The following is a 21,220-nucleotide window of genomic DNA, read 5'->3' on the forward strand; positions in this document are numbered from 1 at the left end:
ACCTATTTTTGGTGGTTTGATTGGTCCTCTTGTTCTTTTTTTAGTTGTTTTTCTTCATTCGCAGGAAGCTTGTGATTTTGCTTATCCGGTGCTTTTTGAGGACTTGGTGTAATTAAATCTCCAGGTATCTCGGGCATTAGTCTTCCAGCTACATCCGCGAGCTCTTCCATAATCCCGCGAATGGGCTTGCCGTTTTTAATATCCCCTTGTATTTCTTTAAGCCGTTCTGTTGTATCTGCATCAGCAACTACAACAGCATAGGCTCCATAAGGGTCCTTTTTTAGGCTTTCGGCAACAGAATATTTTATTGAACCAACATGAGAGCGATCAAGCTTTGAATTGACATCAATCCCTACAATTGCATATTTGCCCAGTACGACGGCAGTGGCATCATTTACATTCGGAATACTAGTCGCAAGCTGTACCAGCCTTTTTGATATTTCTTGGCCGGTTTTTCGATCCACGCTATGGATGTAACTGTTTTTTACATTAGTTAATGACTGTTTATCATTGCCTGCAATCTGATTATGAGTATTGGTATTACATCCTGCAAGAATCAGGCATATAGTAACGGCTATATAGATTTTCCTCATGAAAGTTCCACCCCTAAAAAGCAAAAAGAAATTTTATCCAAACATAAGTGGTGTTACATACATTTATTGTGTGAAATACATTCTATCTTTATTCGGATAAACATATATTTTACCAAAGTCCTATCTAGTAAACGGTTTGCAGGTCAATTGAAAACTGACTTACACCAAGTGAAGCGGAGGCGTCGCTTTGAGTAAAATATACGTGTTAGATACGAACGTCTTATTACAAGACCCGAATTCCATTTTCTCTTTTGAAGATAATGAAGTTGTAATTCCAGCTGTCGTTCTGGAAGAGGTGGACTCAAAGAAACGGTATATGGATGAAATCGGAAGGAATGCCAGACACGTATCAAGATTAATTGATGGCTTGAGAGCCTCAGGAAAGCTTCATGAAAAAATCCCCCTCGAAAATGGAGGGACAATTAGAATTGAATTAAATCATCGTACCTTTCATGAGCTCCAGGAAATTTTTATTGAAAAAACAAATGACAATCGAATTCTAGCTGTTGCCAAAAATTTATCTTTGGAAGAACAAACCAAGGAAGATGGCAAGCCTGTCATTCTTGTCAGCAAAGATGCTCTTGTTAGAGTAAAGGCTGATGCAATCGGATTGATGGCAGAAGATTTTTTAAATGACCGAGTTGTTGAAATTGATCATATTTATACAGGATTTCTTGAGGTTTATGTTCCCATTGAATTATTAGGAAGATTTTATGAGAAGGGTGAACTCTTTCTCTCGGATATTGCCAACCATCCATTTTATCCAAATCAATTTTTGATTATGAAGGACGCTCTAGGGAGCTCGGCATCTGCGATCGGAATGGTAGAAAAAGAAAGCAAAAAAGTAAAAAAATTAGTCATCAATCATGAGCACGTATGGGGAATCCATTCAAGAAATGTTCAACAAACAATGGCCATCGAATTATTGCTCAGAAAGGATGTCCCTCTTGTTACCTTAATTGGCAAGGCTGGAACAGGTAAAACCCTACTTGCTTTGGCCTCAGGGTTAATGCAAACAGAAGATTTGCATGAATATAAAAAGCTATTAGTTGCCAGACCTATTGTTCCAGTGGGAAAAGATTTAGGCTTTTTGCCAGGTGAAAAACAGGAAAAGCTACGTCCTTGGATGCAGCCTATTTATGATAATCTTGAGTATTTATTTAATACAAAAAAACCTGGTGAACTGGACGCCATTTTAGCGGGGATGGGTTCGATCGAAGTAGAAGCGTTAACCTATATTCGCGGTCGAAGTTTGCCCAAGCAATTTATTATCATTGATGAAGCACAGAATTTAACAAAACATGAAGTAAAAACTATATTAACGAGGGTTGGAGAAGGCAGTAAGATTGTGCTCATGGGTGACCCTGAACAAATCGACCATCCGTATTTGGATGCCTATAATAATGGTCTGACCTATGTAGTGGAAAAGTTTAAAGATCAAGTGATTTCAGGACATGTAAAACTTTTAAAAGGTGAAAGATCCGGATTGGCAAGACTTGCAGCAGATTTGTTATAAAAGGAAAACGGGCGCCCTTGTGCACCCGTCTTATTTTACAGTAAATCTATGGACATTTTTAATTGGGTTATGCTGATTGGAGCCATCTGCGAAATAGACATGAACAGGTCCATCTGTTTTTAACGGTTTTCCATCTTCTGAAAATTTTAATATCAAATCTCCTGCTTTGCTTAATGGATACTCATACTCTGCGTCTGTTGCATGAATAACCAGAGTTACAGCATCATTTTTAGGTTCTGAATTTTTCAGGAAGGGCTTTAAGTGAATGCCGAATGTACCGGTTATCATTTTTTCTTTTTCAAATTTTTTTTCCGTTTTTAATGTAGGCGGAAAGATGGCTCCTTCCATTATTTCACGATCCCAATGCTTGGAGGCAGCTTTTGTATATTCCTCATCAGCATTATACATTTCCTTGTTTACAAAGCAGGTTGTTAAATCAATACGGCGATCGTCAAAAATCCATGTCGCTGGATCAAGTGTAATAGGATAGTTTACGTTTCCAGAAATGGTCATGATATTTTCCATCATTAAATACCCCCTAATGTCTAACCGATATTAAGTATAGCTTTTTTTCTGATAAAAGTCATAGTAAGTATTCTCTAATTGGTAAAAACCGCATTGTTCTTGCAATTTTTGTTTGCAGACGTTAAAATTTATAGATAAGTTGAATAATCGCTCTGAATGGGGGGATCAATGTTGGCGTCTGAAATGATCGTGAATCATCAGGAAAAAGCTTTTGCATTGCTGCAGGCTGACGCTGAGAAAATTTTAAAACTCATCAAAGTACAAATGGACAATCTCACGATGCCTCAATGCCCTCTTTATGAAGAGGTATTGGATACACAAATGTTTGGCTTATCAAGAGAAATAGACTTTGCTGTCCGGCTGGGCTTAATTGATAGTAAGGATGGAAAGGCAATTTTAGATAAATTAGAAAGAGAATTATCGGCACTGCACGATGCTTCAATTAGAAAATAATGAAAAGGACTCAAACAATGAAATTAAATTGTTTGGGTTTTTTATTATCCGTGAGGAATAGGGAAACATAACCATTTATCGGTATTGTTATTATTAAAATGTTGTAACAAATTAACTTTTCCAAGTCAAGGCTCCTATTTTCTATTATAATAGAATGGTATAAATCAATTTTTAAAAATGAGGACGTTTAAATGGTTAAAAAAATCTTAAAATCCTATGATTATTCTTTAATCATCGCGGTCATCCTCTTGTGCGCTTTTGGTTTAATTATGGTTTATAGTGCCAGTATGGCAACGGCCGAACAAAGATATGGTGTGCAGAGTGATTATTTTTATCAAAAACAAAAAATGTGGCTTTCGTGTTTTGCCGTTATTTTTCTGTTTACAGCGATTGCTCCTTACAAGATGATGCAATTTAAGAAATTTTTAATCGTTACTGTGGTAAGCTCGATTGCTGCGCTTTTTGGAGTATTAGTTTTTGGACATGTTGCTGGTAATGCGGAAAGCTGGTATCAATTTGGTTCTATAAAAATACAGCCTTCTGAGTTTGTCAAACTTGCTGTGATTATTTATTTGTCGGCAGTATACGCCAAAAAGCAGGACTATATTAATCAATTTAATAAAGGCATTCTTCCACCATTAATTTTTCTTTTTATTGTTTGTGGCCTAATCGCAATCCAACCGGATTTTGGTACAGCACTTGTCGTTGCCCTAATTGCCAGTACGATCCTGTTATGTTCCGGTTTAAATTTGAAAAACGTAGCAAAGCTCCTGGTTGCTGCTTTAGTTGTTCTCACACCAATTCTATTGGTAATGCAACATTTCATTTTTACAGAAAAGAGGATGAGCCGCTTTGCAATATTGGGGAACCCCTTTGCTGCTAAATATGTAAATGGAGCAGGATTTCATTTAGCAAACTCTCTTATTGCCATTGGATCAGGCGGAATTAATGGATTGGGTTTAGGGAAAAGCATTCAAAAACTTGGCTTTCTGCCTGAATCACATACTGACTTTATTATGGCGGTGATTGCCGAAGAATTAGGGATATGGGGAGTAGGTTTTGTGGTTCTACTAATTGGCTATATCGTACTCCGCGGTATTTATATCGGATTACAGTGTAAGGATCCTTTCGGAAGTTTGCTTGCTTTCGGTGTTTCAGGGTTAATTGGAATTCAAACCTTTATTAACCTTGCAGGAGTCTCCGGTATCCTCCCGCTTATAGGTGTACCGCTTCCTTTTATCAGTTATGGAGGTTCTTCACTATTAACCCTTGCAGCTGCAACGGGAATACTTGTCAATGTATCTATGTTCGTAAACTATGAAAAGAAGTATAAAAATCAAAAGGAACAAGTGAATAACAAACTGCATCAACGTGATGGCAAGGTTTACTATTTATGATTAAAAACGCGGGGGGATTTTCCCCCTGCGTTTTAATAATACATAGAAAATGAGGTGCTTTAGATGGCAAGACAAATAAATAAGGTATTGGTCGCCAATAGGGGAGAAATTGCGATAAGGGTTTTTCGCGCTTGTACTGAACTGAATATTCGGACTGTTGCAATTTATTCGAAAGAGGATGCTGGTTCCTATCATCGATATAAAGCGGATGAGGCATACTTGGTTGGAAAAGGAAAAAAACCAATTGACGCCTATTTGGATATCGATGGCATAATTGCCATTGCCAAAAAGAGCGGAGCTGATGCAATCCATCCAGGATATGGGTTCCTCTCGGAAAATATTCATTTCGCCAAACGCTGTGAGGCGGATGGAATTATTTTTATCGGGCCAAAATCTGAACACTTGGATATGTTTGGGGATAAAGTCAAAGCAAGACATCAAGCCGTTCTTGCAGGTATTCCCGTTATACCTGGAAGTGATGGACCTGTCCAAAGTCTTCATGAGGCAGAAGAATTTATAGACACCCATGGATATCCAATCATAATCAAAGCCGCACTTGGCGGCGGTGGAAGAGGGATGAGGATTGTCAGACACCGTGAGGAAGTGGAAGAAGCTTTTGCCCGTGCAAAATCTGAGGCAAAGGCAGCTTTCGGCAGTGATGAAGTTTATCTTGAAAAATTAATAGAAAAACCAAAACATATTGAAGTGCAAATCATAGGCGACAGCTTCGGAAATATTGTTCATTTGTATGAAAGAGATTGCTCTGTACAGCGTAGGCATCAAAAAGTTGTCGAAATTGCACCAAGTGTATCCCTATCGGATGAATTGCGAAATCGAATTTGCGATGCTGCAGTGAGATTGATGAAAAATGTCGGATATGTAAATGCAGGGACAGTTGAATTTTTAGTTTCAGGTAGTGATTTCTTTTTTATTGAAGTGAACCCGCGTATACAGGTTGAACATACGGTAACGGAAATGGTAACAGGGATTGATATAGTGCATACACAGATTTTCGTTGCTGAAGGTCATGAAATACATGGACCAATCATCGGGATTCCAATGCAGGATAAGATTTTGTTATATGGATATGCCATCCAATCCCGGGTTACCACAGAGGATCCGCTTAATCATTTCATGCCTGATACTGGGAAGATAATGGCATACCGTTCAGGGGGAGGATTTGGTGTCCGGCTGGATGCTGGAAATGGATTTCAAGGTTCAGTCATTACCCCTTATTACGATTCGCTATTAGTAAAGCTTTCAACATGGGCGCTTACTTTTGAACAGGCTGCAGCCAAAATGGTACGTAATTTGCAAGAATTCAGAATCAGGGGGATTAAAACAAACATTCCGTTTTTAGAAAATGTGGTAAAGCATGAAAAATTTTTAAATGGTGAATATGACACCTCCTTTATTGATACTACTCCGGAATTATTTATTTTTCCGGTAAGAAAAGACCGTGGAACGAAAATGCTGTCATATATCGGTACGGTAACCGTAAATGGCTTCCCTGGTATTGAGAAAAAGAAAAGACCGGTGTTCTCAAAGCCAAGAATCCCGGAAATTCCATACCATACCCCAACAAAGGAAGGCTCAAAGCAAATTCTGGATCAGTTTGGGGCAGACGGCCTTGTTTCATGGGTGAAAAATCAAAAGCAAGTATTATTGACTGATACTACTTTCAGAGATGCTCACCAATCCCTATTGGCAACCAGGATGAGAACAACCGATATTGCCCATATTGCGGAACCGGCATCAAAGCTGCTGCCAGAATTGTTTTCATTTGAAATGTGGGGGGGCGCTACTTTTGATGTGGCGTATCGATTCTTAAAAGAAGATCCGTGGGAAAGATTATTACATCTCCGTAAAAAAATTCCGAATGTTCTGTTTCAAATGTTGTTTCGAGGCGCAAATGCTGTCGGTTATAAGAATTATCCGGATAATGTTATAAAAGAATTTGTTCATTTGTCTGCTTCGGCAGGTATAGATATATTTCGAATATTTGACAGTTTGAACTGGGTAAAAGGAATGGAAACTGCTATAGATGCAGTCAGACAATCAGGTAAAATTGCAGAAGCAGCCATTTGTTATACAGGAGATATTTTGGATTCCACAAGGACAAAGTACAATTTATATTATTATAAAAACCTAGCAAAAGAGCTTGAGAATCAGGGAGCGCATATTTTGGGTATCAAAGATATGGCAGGATTATTAAAGCCAGAGGCAGCATACCGTCTTATATCTGAATTAAAAGCAACTGTAGATATTCCTATACATCTTCATACCCATGATACAAGCGGAAATGGAATATTTACGTATGCCCGTGCCATAGACGGTGGCGTTGATATCGTGGATGCGGCCCTCAGTTCAATGGCTGGATTCACCTCTCAACCTAGCGCTAATTCACTCTATTATGCACTTGAAGGCAGTGCACGAAAACCAGCTATAAATATTGAAGCTCTTGAAAGACTTTCTCATTATTGGGAAGATGTCCGAAAATATTATCAAGATTTTGAAAGCGGAATGATTTCACCACATACAGAAGTATATCAGCATGAAATGCCAGGTGGGCAATATAGTAATTTGCAGCAGCAAGCAAAGGCGGTGGGATTGGGAGAACGCTGGGATGAAGTGAAAGAAATGTATTCCCGAGTGAATCAAATGTTCGGGGATCTTGTTAAAGTAACCCCATCATCAAAAGTCGTTGGTGATATGGCGCTATTTATGGTGCAAAATGATTTAACAGAGCAGACTGTTTTGCAAAAGGGGCATGCTCTTGATTTTCCGGATTCGGTGGTAGAGCTATTCGAAGGTTATTTGGGTCAGCCGTATGGGGGATTTCCTGAAGAACTTCAAAATGTCATTTTAAAAGGTAAAAAGCCTCTTGAAGTAAGGCCAGGTGAATTGCTGGAACCAGTGGATTTTGACAGGTTGAAAGAGGGCCTATACAAGGAACTTGGCAGACAGGTAACAGAATTTGAAGTTATTTCTTATGCACTGTATCCAAAAGTATTTTTGGATTATATGAAAACCGTCGAACAATTTGGAAATATATCAGTTCTTGATACTCCAACTTTTCACTACGGCATGCGTTTAGGTGAAGAAATTGAAGTTGAAATCGAGACTGGAAAAACCTTAATTGTTAAGCTAGTATCAATTGGACAGCCTCAAGCAGATGGAACAAGAATCGTATATTTTGAATTAAATGGTCAGCCGCGTGAAGTTGTAATTAAGGATGAAAATATTAAAGCAACAGTACTATCCCGATTAAAAGCTGATCCGAAAAATGACTCGCATCTTGCAGCCTCTATGCCTGGGACTGTTATTAAAGTTTTGGTAGAAAAGGGGGAAAGGGTTCAGCAAGGTGATCATCTAATGATAACGGAAGCCATGAAAATGGAAACAACTGTTCAAGCACCATACACAGGTGTAATAAAAGACATTTATGTCAAAAGCAGTGATTCAATACAAACGGGAGATCTCTTGATTGAATTAGTGAAGTGATAAAAAAGCAGAAGCTGCCAAACCAAATGCCCGGCAGCTTCTGCTTTTATGAATAATTCTTTTTTGACCTTGACAATAGCAGCAAAAAATAGCTTAACATTCCAAATAAACAAGTGATAAAGAATGCGTGCAGCAATGCAATATAGAGATTCAGTCTGCTAAAGATAATTAAAACTCCGGCACAAGCCTGCAATGCTACGAGAATAAATGAAATTATCCAGCCCCAATAGATGACCTTTTGATCTTTATAGTAACGAACGGCTAAATAGGTTATATACAGAATCCAAAGAAATAGAATGGTTGCTGCGGTTCGATGTCCCATTTGAATCCATTCGTACATATTTGTAGGAAGAGAAGGAGCATCGTTTAGACACAATGGCCAATCACGGCATACTAGACTGGATTTTGTATGTCGGACCAGTGCGCCGCTATAAATCACCAGATAACTATAAATAGAGACAGCAAAGATGTGACCGCCCATTTTTTTATCAATGAAAAGTTTTTCTGCATCAAATTTTTTGTCAATTTCAAAAATGAGTAATGTTAACAGAAAAACAGCTGCAAACGATATTAAAGAAATTCCAAAATGCAGCGCCAAAACAAAACTGGATTGCCCCCATTTTACCGCTGCAGCGCCAATTAATCCTTGAAGCAATAAAAAGAAAAAGGATAGAAAAGAAAGAAATTTTGTTTCTCTGATATGTCCAATTGTCTTCCAAGTCCAAATAGATAAGATAAGAACCAAAATTCCGACGGTGCCTGACACCAAGCGATGAGCCAGTTCGATGATTAGTTGGGAAGTTATATGAGTTGGCATGACTTGACCATGACATAATGGCCATGTTCTTCCACACCCCATTCCAGATCCTGTTTTTGTAACTAATGCCCCGCCAATTAAAACAAATATCATACCGATGGTTGTTGCAACTGCTAACCACTTCAGTGATCGCTGCAATAAATTCACCTTCTTAAATTATAGTTTGGCTATGTTAAAGAACATTGTTGACTTTTAAACACTGTTGATATCCGCTTCAGGCACTCCCGCAAACCGCTCATGCCTGGAGTGGAAATCAGCATTCAAATTTAAAAGCACCTAAAGTTTAAAAATTTGTAATTGGATATAGTTGACAGTATAATTAGAAAAAAGTACCGGAAATTCCTTATTTATCATATCGAATTATAAGAGTGCAATCAAATTTTATAAAAGGGACTTATGGACAAGGAATAGAAGGAATAATTTTATATTTTCACTATTGCTATAGTGAAAACATTAGTTGATTGTGTCATTTTAATAAACGAAATTTTAGCAAGTATTCAATTGCTTTTGGAGATAACCGGGGGAAATTTCAATTTTCCCAAATTCATTTGCGTTTTTGAGGATTAAATTAAATTTTATTTATGAAAATGTAATTGATGGGAAATTGTAATAGTATTAGTAAAAAGTAGCGCTTTTTGAAAATAAGCCCAAAATTATTCGAAAAAATTTCACAAAAATACCAAAAAGTGTGATTTAATATACAGAGAAAGCGTTTTTAAGTTTCTTATACATAAAATGAAACATGCATCATGAAATCGGGATACAAAAAAATTAGGAGGAAAAAAAATGCCCAATTCTAAGATGTATGGCGATGCCGCTATGGAAAAAAGCGCTTCTGGCATGCATTCTGATATAGAAAAAACGAGTGCCTTAAAAGATTTTATGGCCTTGATAAAAATTGGTATCGTGAATTCCAACCTCATCACGACTTTTGCTGGACTATGGCTAGCTCTCCATTTTAGAGGAATGAGTTTTCTTAACAATTTGGATATTGTCCTCTTTACAGTCCTGGGTTCATCACTAATTATTGCTGGTTCCTGTGCGATCAATAACTATGTTGACAGAGATATCGATCCATTGATGGAAAGGACAAAGGGAAGACCCACAGTAACAGGAAAAATTACACCTGGAAAAGTTCTTGGGATGGGGATTATCCTTATAAGTCTAGGAACAATGTTTTTATTATTTACTACTCTAACTGCAACAGTAATTGGGCTGCTTGGAGTCTTTAGTTATGTTGTCCTCTATACGATGTGGTCCAAACGCCAATTAGTTTCCAATACGATTATCGGAAGTATTTCCGGAGCAGTTCCTCCACTAATTGGATGGGCAGCTGTAGACCCTCATCTTGATATTATGGCTTGGTCATTATTTGTTTTAATGTTTGTATGGCAGCCACCGCATTTCTACGCATTGGCAATGAGAAGAGTAAATGAATACAGAGCCGCCGGAATCCCTATGCTTCCGGTTGTAAAAGGTTTTAAAACAACTAAAATCCATATATTACTTTGGGTTGCACTTCTTCTACCAATACCATTTTTCCTTAAATCGCTTGGAATCCCATTTCTGATCCTGGCAACTGCCTTAAATATCGGCTGGCTGGCACTTGGGATTTACGGATATAAAATCAAAAACGACATTAAATGGGCAAAACTAATGTTTGTTTACTCCCTTCAATACTTAACTATTATCTTTGTAGCCATGGTCATTGTTACACTAATCTAGTTTTTCAAGTTTTCCTTCCTTTGCTGTGTTTAAACAGCAAAGGAAGGAATATTCTACATACTTCTTTGTTTTACACGATGATATTAAGAATTTCAAAGTGAAAGAGGGGTTGGATTAAACTATGAAAAGGCTTGCGAAGTTGCGATTAATTTTGCTTTTTGCGATTTTAGCGCTTGTGCTCTCCGGTTGCGGTGAACCATTTCTTTCCACGTTACAGCCTGCGGGTGAAGTTGCAAACATGCAATTTGGTCTCATGAAGTTGAGCACCTACATTATGATTGGCGTTATTCTGGTTGTAACCATTATCTTTGTTATTGTATTTTTCCGTTTTAGAAGAAAAGATGACACAATTCCGAAACAGGTTGAGGGAAATCATAAATTAGAAATACTCTGGACCGTTATTCCTATTCTCCTATTATTAATTCTTGCTGTCCCTACAGTAACAACTACTTTTAAACTAGCAGATGTCTCCGCAATGGATAAGAAAGATTCAAAAGCGCTTGTAATAAATGTGCGTGCACATTTATATTGGTGGGATTTTGAATATCCTGGTCAGAAAATTGTCACTAGTCAGGAATTAGTCGTTCCTACAAATCAAAAGGTTTATTTTAATTTGAAATCATTGGATGTAAAGCACGCCTTTTGGATTCCGGCTGTTGGCGGAAAAATGGATGTTAATACAGACAATGTCAATAAATTCTGGCTAGAGTTTGATGAAAAAAAGGCTGATGAAGCTGGTAATCTTTTCTACGGTAAATGTGCCGAGCTTTGCGGACCTTCACATGCGTTGATGGATTTTAAAGTAAAAGCCATCAGCAATGATCAATTTAATACATGGGTTAAGGCGATGCAAAATGTATCGGCACCTCAAAAGGCAACATCTGATTTAGCTGCTCAAGGGCAAGCAATTTTTAATAAAAGTTGTATTGGCTGCCATGCAGTAACACCTTCTAATAAATTACCAGATACTGCACGTCTTGCGCCGAATTTGACAGATTTTGGTGATAGATCAAGAATTGCCGGTATTTTACCTCATGATACAAAACATTTGAAAGAATGGATTCACAATCCTGAACAATTTAAACCGGGAAATATGATGGCAGGCAAGTATCCACAAATGAATGACCAAGAACTTGATGCTTTGGCCGCCTATTTAATGAGCTTAAAAGTTCAGCAATAAAAGGGGAAATTGGTGAAAGGGAGGTAAAATAGTGAGTACCTACACTCAAAAAAAGGGTTTCGGTGGGACATTATGGGACTTTTTAACAACGGTAGACCATAAAAAAATCGCGATCCTGTATTTGATCTCTGGCGGATTTTTCTTCTTAGTGGGGGGAATAGAAGCCATATTTATTCGTATCCAATTAGCTGTTCCAAATAATGATTTCGTTAGCGCAGGTGTATACAACGAAATTATGACGATGCATGGTACAACCATGATTTTCCTTGCCGCAATGCCGCTCATTTTTGCGTTTATGAATGCAGTTATGCCATTGCAGATTGGCGCACGTGACGTAGCTTTCCCATTTTTAAATGCTGTTAGTTTTTGGATGTTCTTTTTTGGAGGGGTATTTTTAAATTGTTCATGGTTTTTAGGGGGGGCTCCTGATGCCGGCTGGACGGATTATGCATCACTTGCCACTCACTCCAAAGGACATGGTGTTGATTTCTATGTATTGGGCTTGCAAATTTCCGGTTTTGGAACCTTAATGGGAGGAATTAACTTTCTCGTTACCATTATAAACATGCGAGCACCTGGAATGACGTATATGAGGATGCCGATGTTTACTTGGACGACTTTTGTTACTTCCGCGTTGATTTTGTTTGCATTCCCGCCTCTGACAGTCGGTCTTGTCTTAATGATGTTTGACCGCTTGTTTGGTGCCAAATTTTTTGAGGTTGCCATGGGCGGAAATACGGTCATTTGGGAACATCTTTTCTGGATTTTTGGACACCCGGAAGTTTATATTTTAATCTTGCCTGCATTCGGTATTTTTTCGGAAACTTTTTCGATTTTTTCTAGAAAGCGTTTGTTTGGTTATTCCTCGATGGTTTTTGCAACCGTATTAATCGGTTTTCTTGGTTTCATGGTTTGGGCGCACCATATGTTTACAGATGGTTTGGGTCCGATCGCGAATGCTATTTTCGCTGTTGCAACAATGGCTATTGGGGTGCCAACAGGTATTAAAATATTCAACTGGCTATTTACGATGTGGGGAGGAAGTGTGAAATTCACGACACCGATGCATTACGCATTTGCGTTTATACCTTCATTCGTAATAGGCGGTGTAACTGGTGTCATGCTTGCATCAGCTGCAGCCGATTACCAGTATCATGATTCCTATTTCGTTGTTGCTCACTTCCATTACGTAATCGTAGGCGGTGTTGTATTTGCCATTTTGGGTGGAACCCATCTTTATTGGCCAAAAATGTTTGGAACCCTTTTAAATGAAACACTTGGAAAAATCACATTCTGGCTATTCTTTATCGGTTTCCACTTAACCTTCTTTATTCAGCACTTCTTAGGATTATGGGGGATGCCGCGCCGTGTATTCACTTACTTACCAGGGCAGGGTTTCGATACGGCAAATATGATTAGTTCCATTGGTGCAGGATTTATGGGGGTAGCAGTCCTAATTATGTTAATAAATATCATTGCCACTTCTGTTAAAAATGTGAAAGTTGGTAATGATCCCTGGGGAGATGGCAGAACGCTTGAATGGTCTATTTCATCTCCACCACCATTTTACAATTTCAAACAGCTTCCACTTGTTCGTGGTTTAGATGCATACTGGCTGGAAAAAATGGAAGGGAAAAATGGAATGACACCAGCAGAACCAATAGGGGATATCCATATGCCGAATTCATCCATTTTGCCATTAATCATGGGTCTAGGTTTATTCATTGCCGCATTCGGTGCTATGTATCGTGTAAATGGCATAGGGTGGGCATTACCTGTCATGATTATTGGATTACTTGTTACTTTCGGCTCGATGTTTCTCCGTTCTGTTAAAGACGACCACGGATTCCATATTCACAAAGAGGATTTACTCGATGAACATGAAAAGGGGGTAAAGGCATAATGCAAGCTGAAGAAAAGTTAACATATGAAACATGGCCTGCAGAGCCGGAAAAATCATCCCTTGAAGCAAAAAATAAATTCCTTGGTTTTTGGTTATTCTTAGGGGGAGAGACCGTTTTGTTTGCCTCTCTCTTTGCAACCTATATTTCTTTAAAGGACAAAGTGCCTAACCCTAGTATGCCTCATGCAAAGGATTTATTTGAACTTCCTTTGACATTCGTAGCGACAATGTTCCTATTGACGAGTTCTTTGACGAGTGTTTACGCGATTTATCATATGAAGAACTTTGCTTTCAAAAAAATGATGTTGTGGTTTGGGATCACTATTTTACTAGGGGCAGGATTTTTGGGGCTGGAGATTTATGAGTTTAGCAAATATGTTCATGAGCACCATACATTTACGAGCAGTGCCTTTGGATCTGCATTTTATGCATTAGTTGGATTCCATGGCGGGCACGTCGCGTTTGGCTTATTATGGTGCCTAACCCTGATGCTGCGAAATGCAAAACGTGGCCTAAATCTTTATAATGCACCAAAATTCTATGTATTTAGTTTGTATTGGCATTTCATTGATGTTGTCTGGGTATTTATTTTCACTGTAGTTTATTTAATGGGGATGGTGGGATAAACGATGGCAAATCAACAAATAAATTCTGGCAATCCAAGAGTAGACATTGAATACCGCCGCAGAAAAAGTGCTGAAGAAATGCGCTATCAGATGGTTTCTTTCGCCATTATGATTTTTTTAACATTAATTGCATTTGCTACAGTGGCTATTAAAGGCTTTACAGCTTGGTTTACAGCGCCTTTTATTATTCTTTTAGCTGTTGTACAGGTGATTTTCCAACTTTACTATTTCATGCACATGAGTCATAAAGGACATGAAGCTCCATCTCTTTTTCTGTATTCCGGACTTTTGGTAGGGATTATTACGATTCTCACATTTTCAACGATTATTTGGTGGTAATTGTCTAAAAAAAGAAAATCGGCTTGCAGCCGATTTTCTTTTTTAACACCTTACGAACGATGATTATGGATGTTTCAGATGGAATCATATAATAAATCATTCTTTATATTTTAAATGAGGTGAATATCAGTGCTTTCTTTGGAAATTTTTGGTTTTGAAGCACTTTGGAGCCCGTATTTTTTGTTAACACTTATTTTGGTCACCGTAGCATTTTTTCTTCTAACGATAAAATATCGTTATCTATTTGAAGGCAATAAACCGATCACAAAAAAGCAAGGTGCTATATTTATACTGGCAATGATTCTTTTATACACCATTAAGGGGTCTCCTTTGGATATTTTAGCTCATTTGATGTTTTACGTTCACATGATTCAAATGGCCTTTTTAGTCTTAATGGTTCCGCCTCTTTTTATTGTAGGAGTACCTGAATGGGTTTGGCAAAAAATAATCAGGTTTGGATTCTTTCCATCTATCTTTAAACTTTTCACCAATCCGCTAATAGCACTTATTGTTTTTAATGTCTTTTTTTCGTTTTATCATATTCCCATAATCTTTGACAGGGTTATGCAAAATATGTGGCTGCATGCAGGATATTCCATACTCTTATTTGTATTGGCCCTCTTTATGTGGTGGCCATTAATCAATCAGCTGCCTGAACATCAAACATTGAATGGGCTTAAAAAAGTGGCCTATTTATTTGGGGGTGGTATCCTTCTAACACCAGCATGTGCACTTATCATTTTTTCGGACACTCCGCTTTATGCAACCTATTCAGATCCGCATGTCTGGGGAAAGATGATGAGCCTTTGTGTAGGGGCAGATAATTTCAAAAATTTAAATTTAAGTGGTCCTGGCCTATTTAGTTCTATGTCTGTACTTCATGATCAACAGCTTGGCGGTGTCCTTATGAAAATTATTCAAGAAATCGTCTATGGCTATATGCTTGGGCATGTGTTCTTTGAATGGTATAAAAAAGATCAGGCAGAATCAGAAAAAGAAATGAATCAGTCGTTTAATCCATCCATTATTAAATAATCTCCCATCTTATTGGGGGATTTTTTATTGATATTCATGTATAGTTACAGGTACACTACTATTATTAATAGAATAAAAGCAAAGAGAGGATTTTTGAATGGTTTCATTACCGATATTACCAACGATTAGTACTTCTTTTATTGTTTTAAGTGGAATTACAGTTGCGATTGGCTGGATGCAAATCAAACAAAAAAAGAGAGAAGCACACAAAAAGACCATGACACTTGCAGCGATTTTTGCTCTTGTCTTCTTTATTATTTACGCTATAAGAACGATGTTTATTGGAAATACTTCTTTTGGTGGACCAGCGAACATCAAGATTTATTACACTATCTTTTTAGTTTTTCATATCACACTTGCCACAGTAGGTGCTGTTTTGGGAGCTATATCACTGTTCTCAGGGTATAAAAATAAGCTTTCTTTTCATCGTAAATTGGGTCCTGTTACTAGTATTGTTTGGTTCTTTACTTCCATAACAGGGATAGCTGTCTATCTGTTATTATACGTATTCTATCATGGCGGACAAACGACATCGATGATCAAAGCCATTTTGGGACATTAGTGAAAATAAAAGCGGGAGCGCACAGCGCTTCCGCTTATTAAGCAAATTTACTGATTTCGGTTTTTACATCATCGATCAGTTTTTGACACTGATTGATAAGTGATGGTGGAAAATGTTCTCCTTCTCCATATTCGACTCCATGAGGGTAATAATGTTTTCCTAGAAGGGGCGCCATCAATTGAATGGTTGCTTTAAAAGTGTCAACATCTCCTTCAACCGCATACCCTTGAATACGAAAGTAGTAAACACCTTCTCTCAATTCAAATTTACGGTCATATGTAACACGTTCATAATCCCATTGGCCGGCACGTACTAAACCATGATCATCCATGACTTCGTCTAAGCGATTTAGGTCTGCTTTAAGATTTTCTAATCCCGAATCTTCAAATCTCACATTAAATCCCTCCTATACACTGCCATTACCATAATTTTCATCCTATTCTCATGCTAATCTCTTCATTTATTTTAATAATAGATGAAAATCCCATCGCTTGCAATAAATTCCTTTAACGAATACAAGCCAATCAGCTGGATAAACTATAGGTGTAATCATTAAAAAATTTATGGGGTGTCCATGATGGAAAAAATCCGTGATATTATGACAGAAAACGTGGAGTGCTGTACCTTATTAGATAACGTATATGAAGTTGCTGTAAAAATGAAGGAACTAAATGTTGGGGCCATTCCTATCGTTGATAACGAAAAACTTGTCGGAATGATTACTGATCGCGATATTGTTTTAAGAGGGATCGCAGAAAAACATCCTCCTTCCTCCAAGGTGGAAGATATTATGAGTAATGATCTTATTACCATTTCCCCTGATGCTACCAGCAGGGAAGCTGTTCAATTGATGTCCGATCATCAAATTCGCCGATTGCCAGTTGTAGAAAATGGGAAGTTAATTGGAATTGTTTCTCTTGGTGATTTTGCTATTCGTGAATTGACGGATGATCAGGCAAAAGAAGCATTAACACAAATTTCCGAGCAAAACTATAATGGGGTACAGCATTAAGGCGGGTACCATCGATCATAAATAAATATATTGATTAGAGCAGGTACAATGTATCTGCTCTAATTGTTTGTATTCATTAAAGAATTGCCGCTTCATGGCTAATGATTATTACTATACTAATTATAGATGATATAATAGCTTTATTGTTCATAAAATGTTAGTAAAGACATGAGAGGATGAGCGCCTCTGCGATCACTAGTTCGAATTTTAATACTTTTTACAGTTGTAATCGTTATTGGATTTTATTCTAATATAAATCAAAAAAGTAAGGATAATGCTGTGATAAAGGAAAATCATGTGACAGAAAAGAAGCCGTTCTGGTCGAAAAATCCTGATATAAAATCCAACCAGAAAACCATCTCAGAGAGACCTAATGAAGGAATTGCCACATTGATTGGCCAGGATGTTACAGCGCTGGAAAAAGAAATGGGAACACCTCAGAGAATAGATGAATCCCTTTATGGTTATCAATGGTACATTTATAATCAAGATTATAAACGTTATTTACAAGTAGGCGTTGAAAATAATGAGGTTGTTACCATTTTTGCCCTTGGTGAAAATCTGGATATTGCTCCATTTGAAATCGGACAGCCAGTTGAAGAAATATTTAATACACAATATATTGATACAAATATTAATATCGATTTAAATGGGAATTCCTATCGATTTGAATTAAACGATACCGACTTAAATCTTCGTCCAATTGTACAGCTGGGCGATATTTATGCACAACTATATATAGATAAGTTTACGGGTAATTTATCAAGTGTCCGTTTTTTGAATGCAGAAACATTGGTAAAACTACGGCCATATGAGCTTGTGTATCATGGAAATTTAATTGAACCGCCCGAACCAACGGATGAGTCGTGGAAAATGGTAGAAAAAGGATCAGAGCAGGAAATATTTGACATGACGAATGCTTTTCGAATTAGAAATAAATTAAAGCCGTTAATATGGGATGAACTCACGGCTGAAACAGCCTATGAGCATAGTAAAGACATGAAGGACAACAATGATTTCTCACATACATCCAAGAAATTTGGCAGTCTCACTGACAGATTAAATAAAGCAAAAGTAGTATATCAGGCAGCAGGTGAAAATATAGCAGCAAATTATACGGATGGGCCAGCTGCTTTGGAAGGCTGGATCAATAGCAAAAGTCATAGAGATACGATCCTAAATAAGGAATTCACACACCTAGGTGTCGGGGTTTATCAAAAGTATTATACACAAAATTTTATTGAAAAAGTGGAACAGTAGAAAGAAAGAAGCTGCATCAATAGCCCGATAAGTTTCCTGCAATGTAAAGAAGGTGACAAATATGTCACCTTTCAGACTGTCGACAAATCCGAAGGATTTCGGGTTTAAAATCGACAGTCTTTTTTGTTTGGCCATATTAAACTTGTCTGTTGATTTCCGTTCCAGGCGGCTTCGCTTTCCGCGGGCGGTTCGGGGAGCCTCCTCTGCGCTTTCAGCGCCTGCGGGGTCTCCCCTGTCCCGTACTCCCGCAGGAGTCTTCGCCGCCTTCCACTCCAATCAACAGAGTGTAAAAATCAATAATGTACATTAACACAGCCTTTTGTATAATTTATTTACAGAGAATTAATAGAGGTGGATGGAATGCTTTCGAAAAATACACAGATAAATCGTGACCAAATTGAAATGATTGCCTTAGATCAACTTGTACCTGCTGATCACTTGGTTCGCAAAATAGAAGCCGCAGTAGATTTTTCATTTATCTATTCATTGGTTGAAGATTTGTACTCAACTAAGCGCGGACGTTCAAGTATTGACCCTGTTGTATTAATTAAGATGGCTTTCATTCAATATACCTTCGGTATCCGTTCGATGCGTCAAACGATAAAGGAAATTGAAACAAATATGGCGTATCGCTGGTTTTTAGGATTTGGTTTTTATGATAAAGTACCCCACTTTTCAACTTTTGGTAAAAACTACGAACGTCGTTTTAAGGATACAGACTTATTTGAACAAATTTTCTACCGTATTTTAAAAGAGGCAGCAGATAAAAAGTTAGTTAGTTCGGAACATGTATTCATTGATTCAACTCACGTTAAAGCAAGTGCAAATAAACGCAAATTCGAAAAGAAAGTAGTTCGGAAAGAATCAAAAGCTTATGAAGCACGTCTTCAAGCAGAAATTAATAGTGATCGTGAAGAACATGGGAAAAAGCCCATCCCACCAGATAAATATGAAAAAGAAGAAAACAAAGAAATAAAAGAAAGTACAACAGATTCGGAGAGTGGTTACTATGTAAAAGACGAAAGGACAAAGCAATTTGCTTATTCATTTCATGCAGCCGCAGATAGAAATGGTTTTGTCCTGGGGACTATTGTAACTCCAGGTAACGTTCATGATAGTACAATGTTAGAGCCTCTAGTTGAAAAGGTCATTGAAAAATGTGGGAAACCTAATGCTGTAGCTGCTGATGCCGGATATAAAACACCTGCTATTGCTCAATATTTAATTGAAAATGAAATTCGCCCTGCTTTACCCTATACACGACCACGTACAAAGGAGGGATATTTGAAAAAGCACGATTATGTCTATGATGAGCACTTTGATTGTTACATATGTCCGGAAGGACAAGTTCTGGATTATAGAACGACTACTAAGGAAGGTTATCGACAGTACATCTCTAATCCTGTTATATGTAAGGATTGCCCACTTCTAGCACAATGTACACAAAGTCAAAATCATCAAAAGCTCATTCAACGACATATCTGGGAACCATATCTTGAAGAGGCTGAACATCTTCGTCATACAGAAGAGAATAAAATAATATATGCACGTCGTAAAGAAACAATTGAACGTGTATTCGCGGATGCGAAAGAAAAGCATGGTATGCGATGGACAACCTTAAGAGGTCTTAAAAAATTGTCCATGCAGGCGATGCTTACTTTTGCTGCTATGAATTTAAAGAAGTTGGCTACATGGACTTGGAAAAGTCCAGAAATGGCATAAAAATAGACCCCGCCGGGGTCTACCTTAAGAAAAATCAAACAGAAAAATCCCAATTTTAGAAAAGGGCGCCAGAATCGGAACTTTTGAAATGCCTTTTGTCTACAATCTGGAAGGTGACAAATATGTCACCTTTTTTCTAATTCTGATCCCTATCGGATGGTTCGATTTCATAGTCACTGAAGTTAAATATGTTGCCCTTCCAAGTTCCATAAATATGAATATTTTCACCTGAATGAAATGAATTCTTTTCCATATTTTTTGTAATAGGAGTTGTCTTTTGGGCCGTTATCATTTTAGTGCTTGTTTGTAAATGGAGTGTTTGGATAAATAGGTGGCGGTGATAATAAAAACGCTGTCTTTCTTCTGTAATGCTTTTAATAATCCCGGTCACAAAGGCCTCCTTGGGAACATTACCAGCCTCCATCCATTTCCTGTCATATTCCTTCATTTCTTTTTTTGTAAGCCAGTAAAAATAAAAACAAATGATTGGGATTACAATGGCCGTAACCACTGCTGTGTCCTCCTTACCTATATTTCAATGATAAAAAACGTTGCTGTTGCATAGGCGATTTTTCTTCCGTCACTTCGATAGGCTTCTCCAGCTACCACAATTGTTTTTGTCCCTTTATGAATGATTTCTGCCCTGCAGCGAATGGCATCTCCAATCCCAGGGGCAATGTAATGAATATTTAACTGATTGGTGACAGCTCCAAATCCTTCAGGAAGGTGGAAATGGGCAATGGAACCCATCGCAGTATCCAATAGGGTGGCTGTGATTCCTCCGTGGATAATTTGTAGATCATTATGTAGAACTGGATGAAGCGGGACGGTAATTTCACAGGAGTCTTCGTCTATTTTTCTCTCCATATGAAGCAGCGGGCCAATAAAAGTATTCTTGTTTTGATCAATTTTTTCGTGAACACCTTCCAAAAGAAATTTAAGAGCACTTAGGTCTGCTTCTGAACCATTTTCCATGCAAGCTTCTAATAACTGTCTTAATTTATCTTTCATGCCATTTACCTCTTTCATTCATTTCTTATGCCATCTTACC

The 21,220-nt window shown here is 37.8% G+C and carries 20 protein-coding genes; 14 read left to right on the plus strand and 6 right to left on the minus strand.

The window, feature by feature from the left end; genetic code table 11:
• Positions 1-2 precede the first annotated feature (2 nt).
• Positions 3-593: a YhcN/YlaJ family sporulation lipoprotein gene (locus tag HPT25_RS15350; protein ID WP_173065843.1), complete on the minus strand. Its 591-nt coding sequence runs from the start codon at positions 591-593 to the stop codon at positions 3-5.
• A 187-nt stretch (positions 594-780) separates the two neighbouring features.
• On the opposite strand from HPT25_RS15350, the gene HPT25_RS15355 reads away from it, so the two are divergent.
• Complete coding sequence (locus HPT25_RS15355; RefSeq protein WP_173065846.1) at positions 781-2,109, plus strand: PhoH family protein; 1,329 nt, start codon at positions 781-783, stop codon at positions 2,107-2,109.
• 30 nt (positions 2,110-2,139) lie between these two features.
• On the opposite strand, the gene HPT25_RS15360 is transcribed toward HPT25_RS15355, so the two are convergent.
• Entirely contained in the window at positions 2,140-2,634 is a 495-nt protein-coding gene (locus HPT25_RS15360; protein WP_173071177.1) for a peptidyl-prolyl cis-trans isomerase, read from the minus strand.
• Between the two features lie 171 nt (positions 2,635-2,805).
• Between HPT25_RS15360 and HPT25_RS15365 the strand changes: the two genes are divergently transcribed.
• The 3 genes from HPT25_RS15365 (at position 2,806) to pyc (ending at position 7,988) form a co-directional block, all read left to right on the plus strand.
• A complete protein-coding gene (locus tag HPT25_RS15365; RefSeq protein ID WP_173071178.1) occupies positions 2,806-3,087 on the plus strand; it encodes an Fpa/YlaN family protein in 282 nt (93 codons plus the stop codon).
• 191 nt (positions 3,088-3,278) lie between these two features.
• Positions 3,279-4,484 carry an FtsW/RodA/SpoVE family cell cycle protein gene (locus tag HPT25_RS15370; RefSeq protein ID WP_173065849.1) on the plus strand — a complete coding sequence of 402 codons (1,206 nt, stop codon included), beginning with the start codon at positions 3,279-3,281 and terminating at the stop codon, positions 4,482-4,484.
• Positions 4,485-4,547: 63 nt separating this feature from the next.
• The gene (gene pyc / locus HPT25_RS15375; RefSeq protein WP_173065851.1) at positions 4,548-7,988 is read left to right on the plus strand and encodes a pyruvate carboxylase; all 3,441 of its coding nucleotides are present in this window, start codon (positions 4,548-4,550) and stop codon (positions 7,986-7,988) included.
• Between the two features lie 46 nt (positions 7,989-8,034).
• On the opposite strand, the gene HPT25_RS15380 is transcribed toward pyc, so the two are convergent.
• The gene (locus HPT25_RS15380) at positions 8,035-8,943 is read right to left on the minus strand and encodes a COX15/CtaA family protein (RefSeq protein ID WP_173065854.1); all 909 of its coding nucleotides are present in this window, start codon (positions 8,941-8,943) and stop codon (positions 8,035-8,037) included.
• A 648-nt stretch (positions 8,944-9,591) separates the two neighbouring features.
• Here HPT25_RS15380 and cyoE point away from each other — a divergent pair.
• The 7 genes from cyoE to HPT25_RS15415 all read left to right on the plus strand — a co-directional run bounded on the left by cyoE (position 9,592) and on the right by HPT25_RS15415 (position 16,175).
• Positions 9,592-10,530, plus strand: coding sequence for a heme o synthase (gene cyoE / locus HPT25_RS15385; RefSeq protein ID WP_173065857.1), 939 nt, complete (start codon positions 9,592-9,594; stop codon positions 10,528-10,530).
• Between the two features lie 121 nt (positions 10,531-10,651).
• Positions 10,652-11,710 carry a cytochrome c oxidase subunit II gene (gene coxB, locus HPT25_RS15390; protein ID WP_173065860.1) on the plus strand — a complete coding sequence of 353 codons (1,059 nt, stop codon included), beginning with the start codon at positions 10,652-10,654 and terminating at the stop codon, positions 11,708-11,710.
• A 31-nt stretch (positions 11,711-11,741) separates the two neighbouring features.
• A complete protein-coding gene (gene ctaD, locus HPT25_RS15395) occupies positions 11,742-13,613 on the plus strand; it encodes a cytochrome c oxidase subunit I (protein WP_312857294.1) in 1,872 nt (623 codons plus the stop codon).
• Entirely contained in the window at positions 13,613-14,239 is a 627-nt protein-coding gene (locus tag HPT25_RS15400; RefSeq protein ID WP_173065863.1) for a cytochrome (ubi)quinol oxidase subunit III, read from the plus strand. Before ctaD ends, HPT25_RS15400 begins: the two co-directional genes overlap by 1 nt.
• A gap of 3 nt (positions 14,240-14,242) precedes the next feature.
• Positions 14,243-14,578 carry a cytochrome c oxidase subunit IVB gene (gene ctaF, locus HPT25_RS15405; RefSeq protein ID WP_173065866.1) on the plus strand — a complete coding sequence of 112 codons (336 nt, stop codon included), beginning with the start codon at positions 14,243-14,245 and terminating at the stop codon, positions 14,576-14,578.
• Positions 14,579-14,707: 129 nt separating this feature from the next.
• Complete coding sequence (gene ctaG / locus HPT25_RS15410; RefSeq protein ID WP_173065869.1) at positions 14,708-15,613, plus strand: cytochrome c oxidase assembly factor CtaG; 906 nt, start codon at positions 14,708-14,710, stop codon at positions 15,611-15,613.
• Between the two features lie 97 nt (positions 15,614-15,710).
• Positions 15,711-16,175 carry a DUF420 domain-containing protein gene (locus HPT25_RS15415; protein WP_173065872.1) on the plus strand — a complete coding sequence of 155 codons (465 nt, stop codon included), beginning with the start codon at positions 15,711-15,713 and terminating at the stop codon, positions 16,173-16,175.
• Positions 16,176-16,212: 37 nt separating this feature from the next.
• Here HPT25_RS15415 and HPT25_RS15420 read toward each other — a convergent pair whose 3' ends face one another.
• Positions 16,213-16,569 (minus strand): YugN family protein, encoded by a 357-nt coding sequence (locus HPT25_RS15420; protein ID WP_173065875.1) that lies wholly within the window; start codon positions 16,567-16,569, stop codon positions 16,213-16,215.
• 183 nt (positions 16,570-16,752) lie between these two features.
• On the opposite strand from HPT25_RS15420, the gene HPT25_RS15425 reads away from it, so the two are divergent.
• The 3 genes from HPT25_RS15425 to HPT25_RS15435 all read left to right on the plus strand — a co-directional run bounded on the left by HPT25_RS15425 (position 16,753) and on the right by HPT25_RS15435 (position 20,169).
• A complete protein-coding gene (locus tag HPT25_RS15425; RefSeq protein ID WP_173071182.1) occupies positions 16,753-17,187 on the plus strand; it encodes a CBS domain-containing protein in 435 nt (144 codons plus the stop codon).
• A 279-nt stretch (positions 17,188-17,466) separates the two neighbouring features.
• Positions 17,467-18,447, plus strand: a complete 981-nt coding sequence (locus HPT25_RS15430) for a CAP domain-containing protein (protein WP_312857295.1) — start codon at positions 17,467-17,469, stop codon at positions 18,445-18,447.
• A 360-nt stretch (positions 18,448-18,807) separates the two neighbouring features.
• Entirely contained in the window at positions 18,808-20,169 is a 1,362-nt protein-coding gene (locus HPT25_RS15435) for an IS1182 family transposase (protein WP_173058723.1), read from the plus strand.
• A 136-nt stretch (positions 20,170-20,305) separates the two neighbouring features.
• Here the strand turns inward: HPT25_RS15435 and HPT25_RS15440 are convergent, their stop codons facing one another.
• Together HPT25_RS15440 and HPT25_RS15445 are read right to left on the minus strand one after the other, a co-directional pair.
• Positions 20,306-20,680: a hypothetical protein gene (locus HPT25_RS15440; RefSeq protein WP_173065878.1), complete on the minus strand. Its 375-nt coding sequence runs from the start codon at positions 20,678-20,680 to the stop codon at positions 20,306-20,308.
• A gap of 17 nt (positions 20,681-20,697) precedes the next feature.
• The gene (locus tag HPT25_RS15445; protein WP_173065880.1) at positions 20,698-21,180 is read right to left on the minus strand and encodes a PaaI family thioesterase; all 483 of its coding nucleotides are present in this window, start codon (positions 21,178-21,180) and stop codon (positions 20,698-20,700) included.
• Positions 21,181-21,220: the final 40 nt, after the last annotated feature.

The sequence above is a fragment of the Neobacillus endophyticus genome, from assembly GCF_013248975.1.
Taxonomy (GTDB): Bacteria; Bacillota; Bacilli; order Bacillales; family Cytobacillaceae; genus Neobacillus; species Neobacillus endophyticus.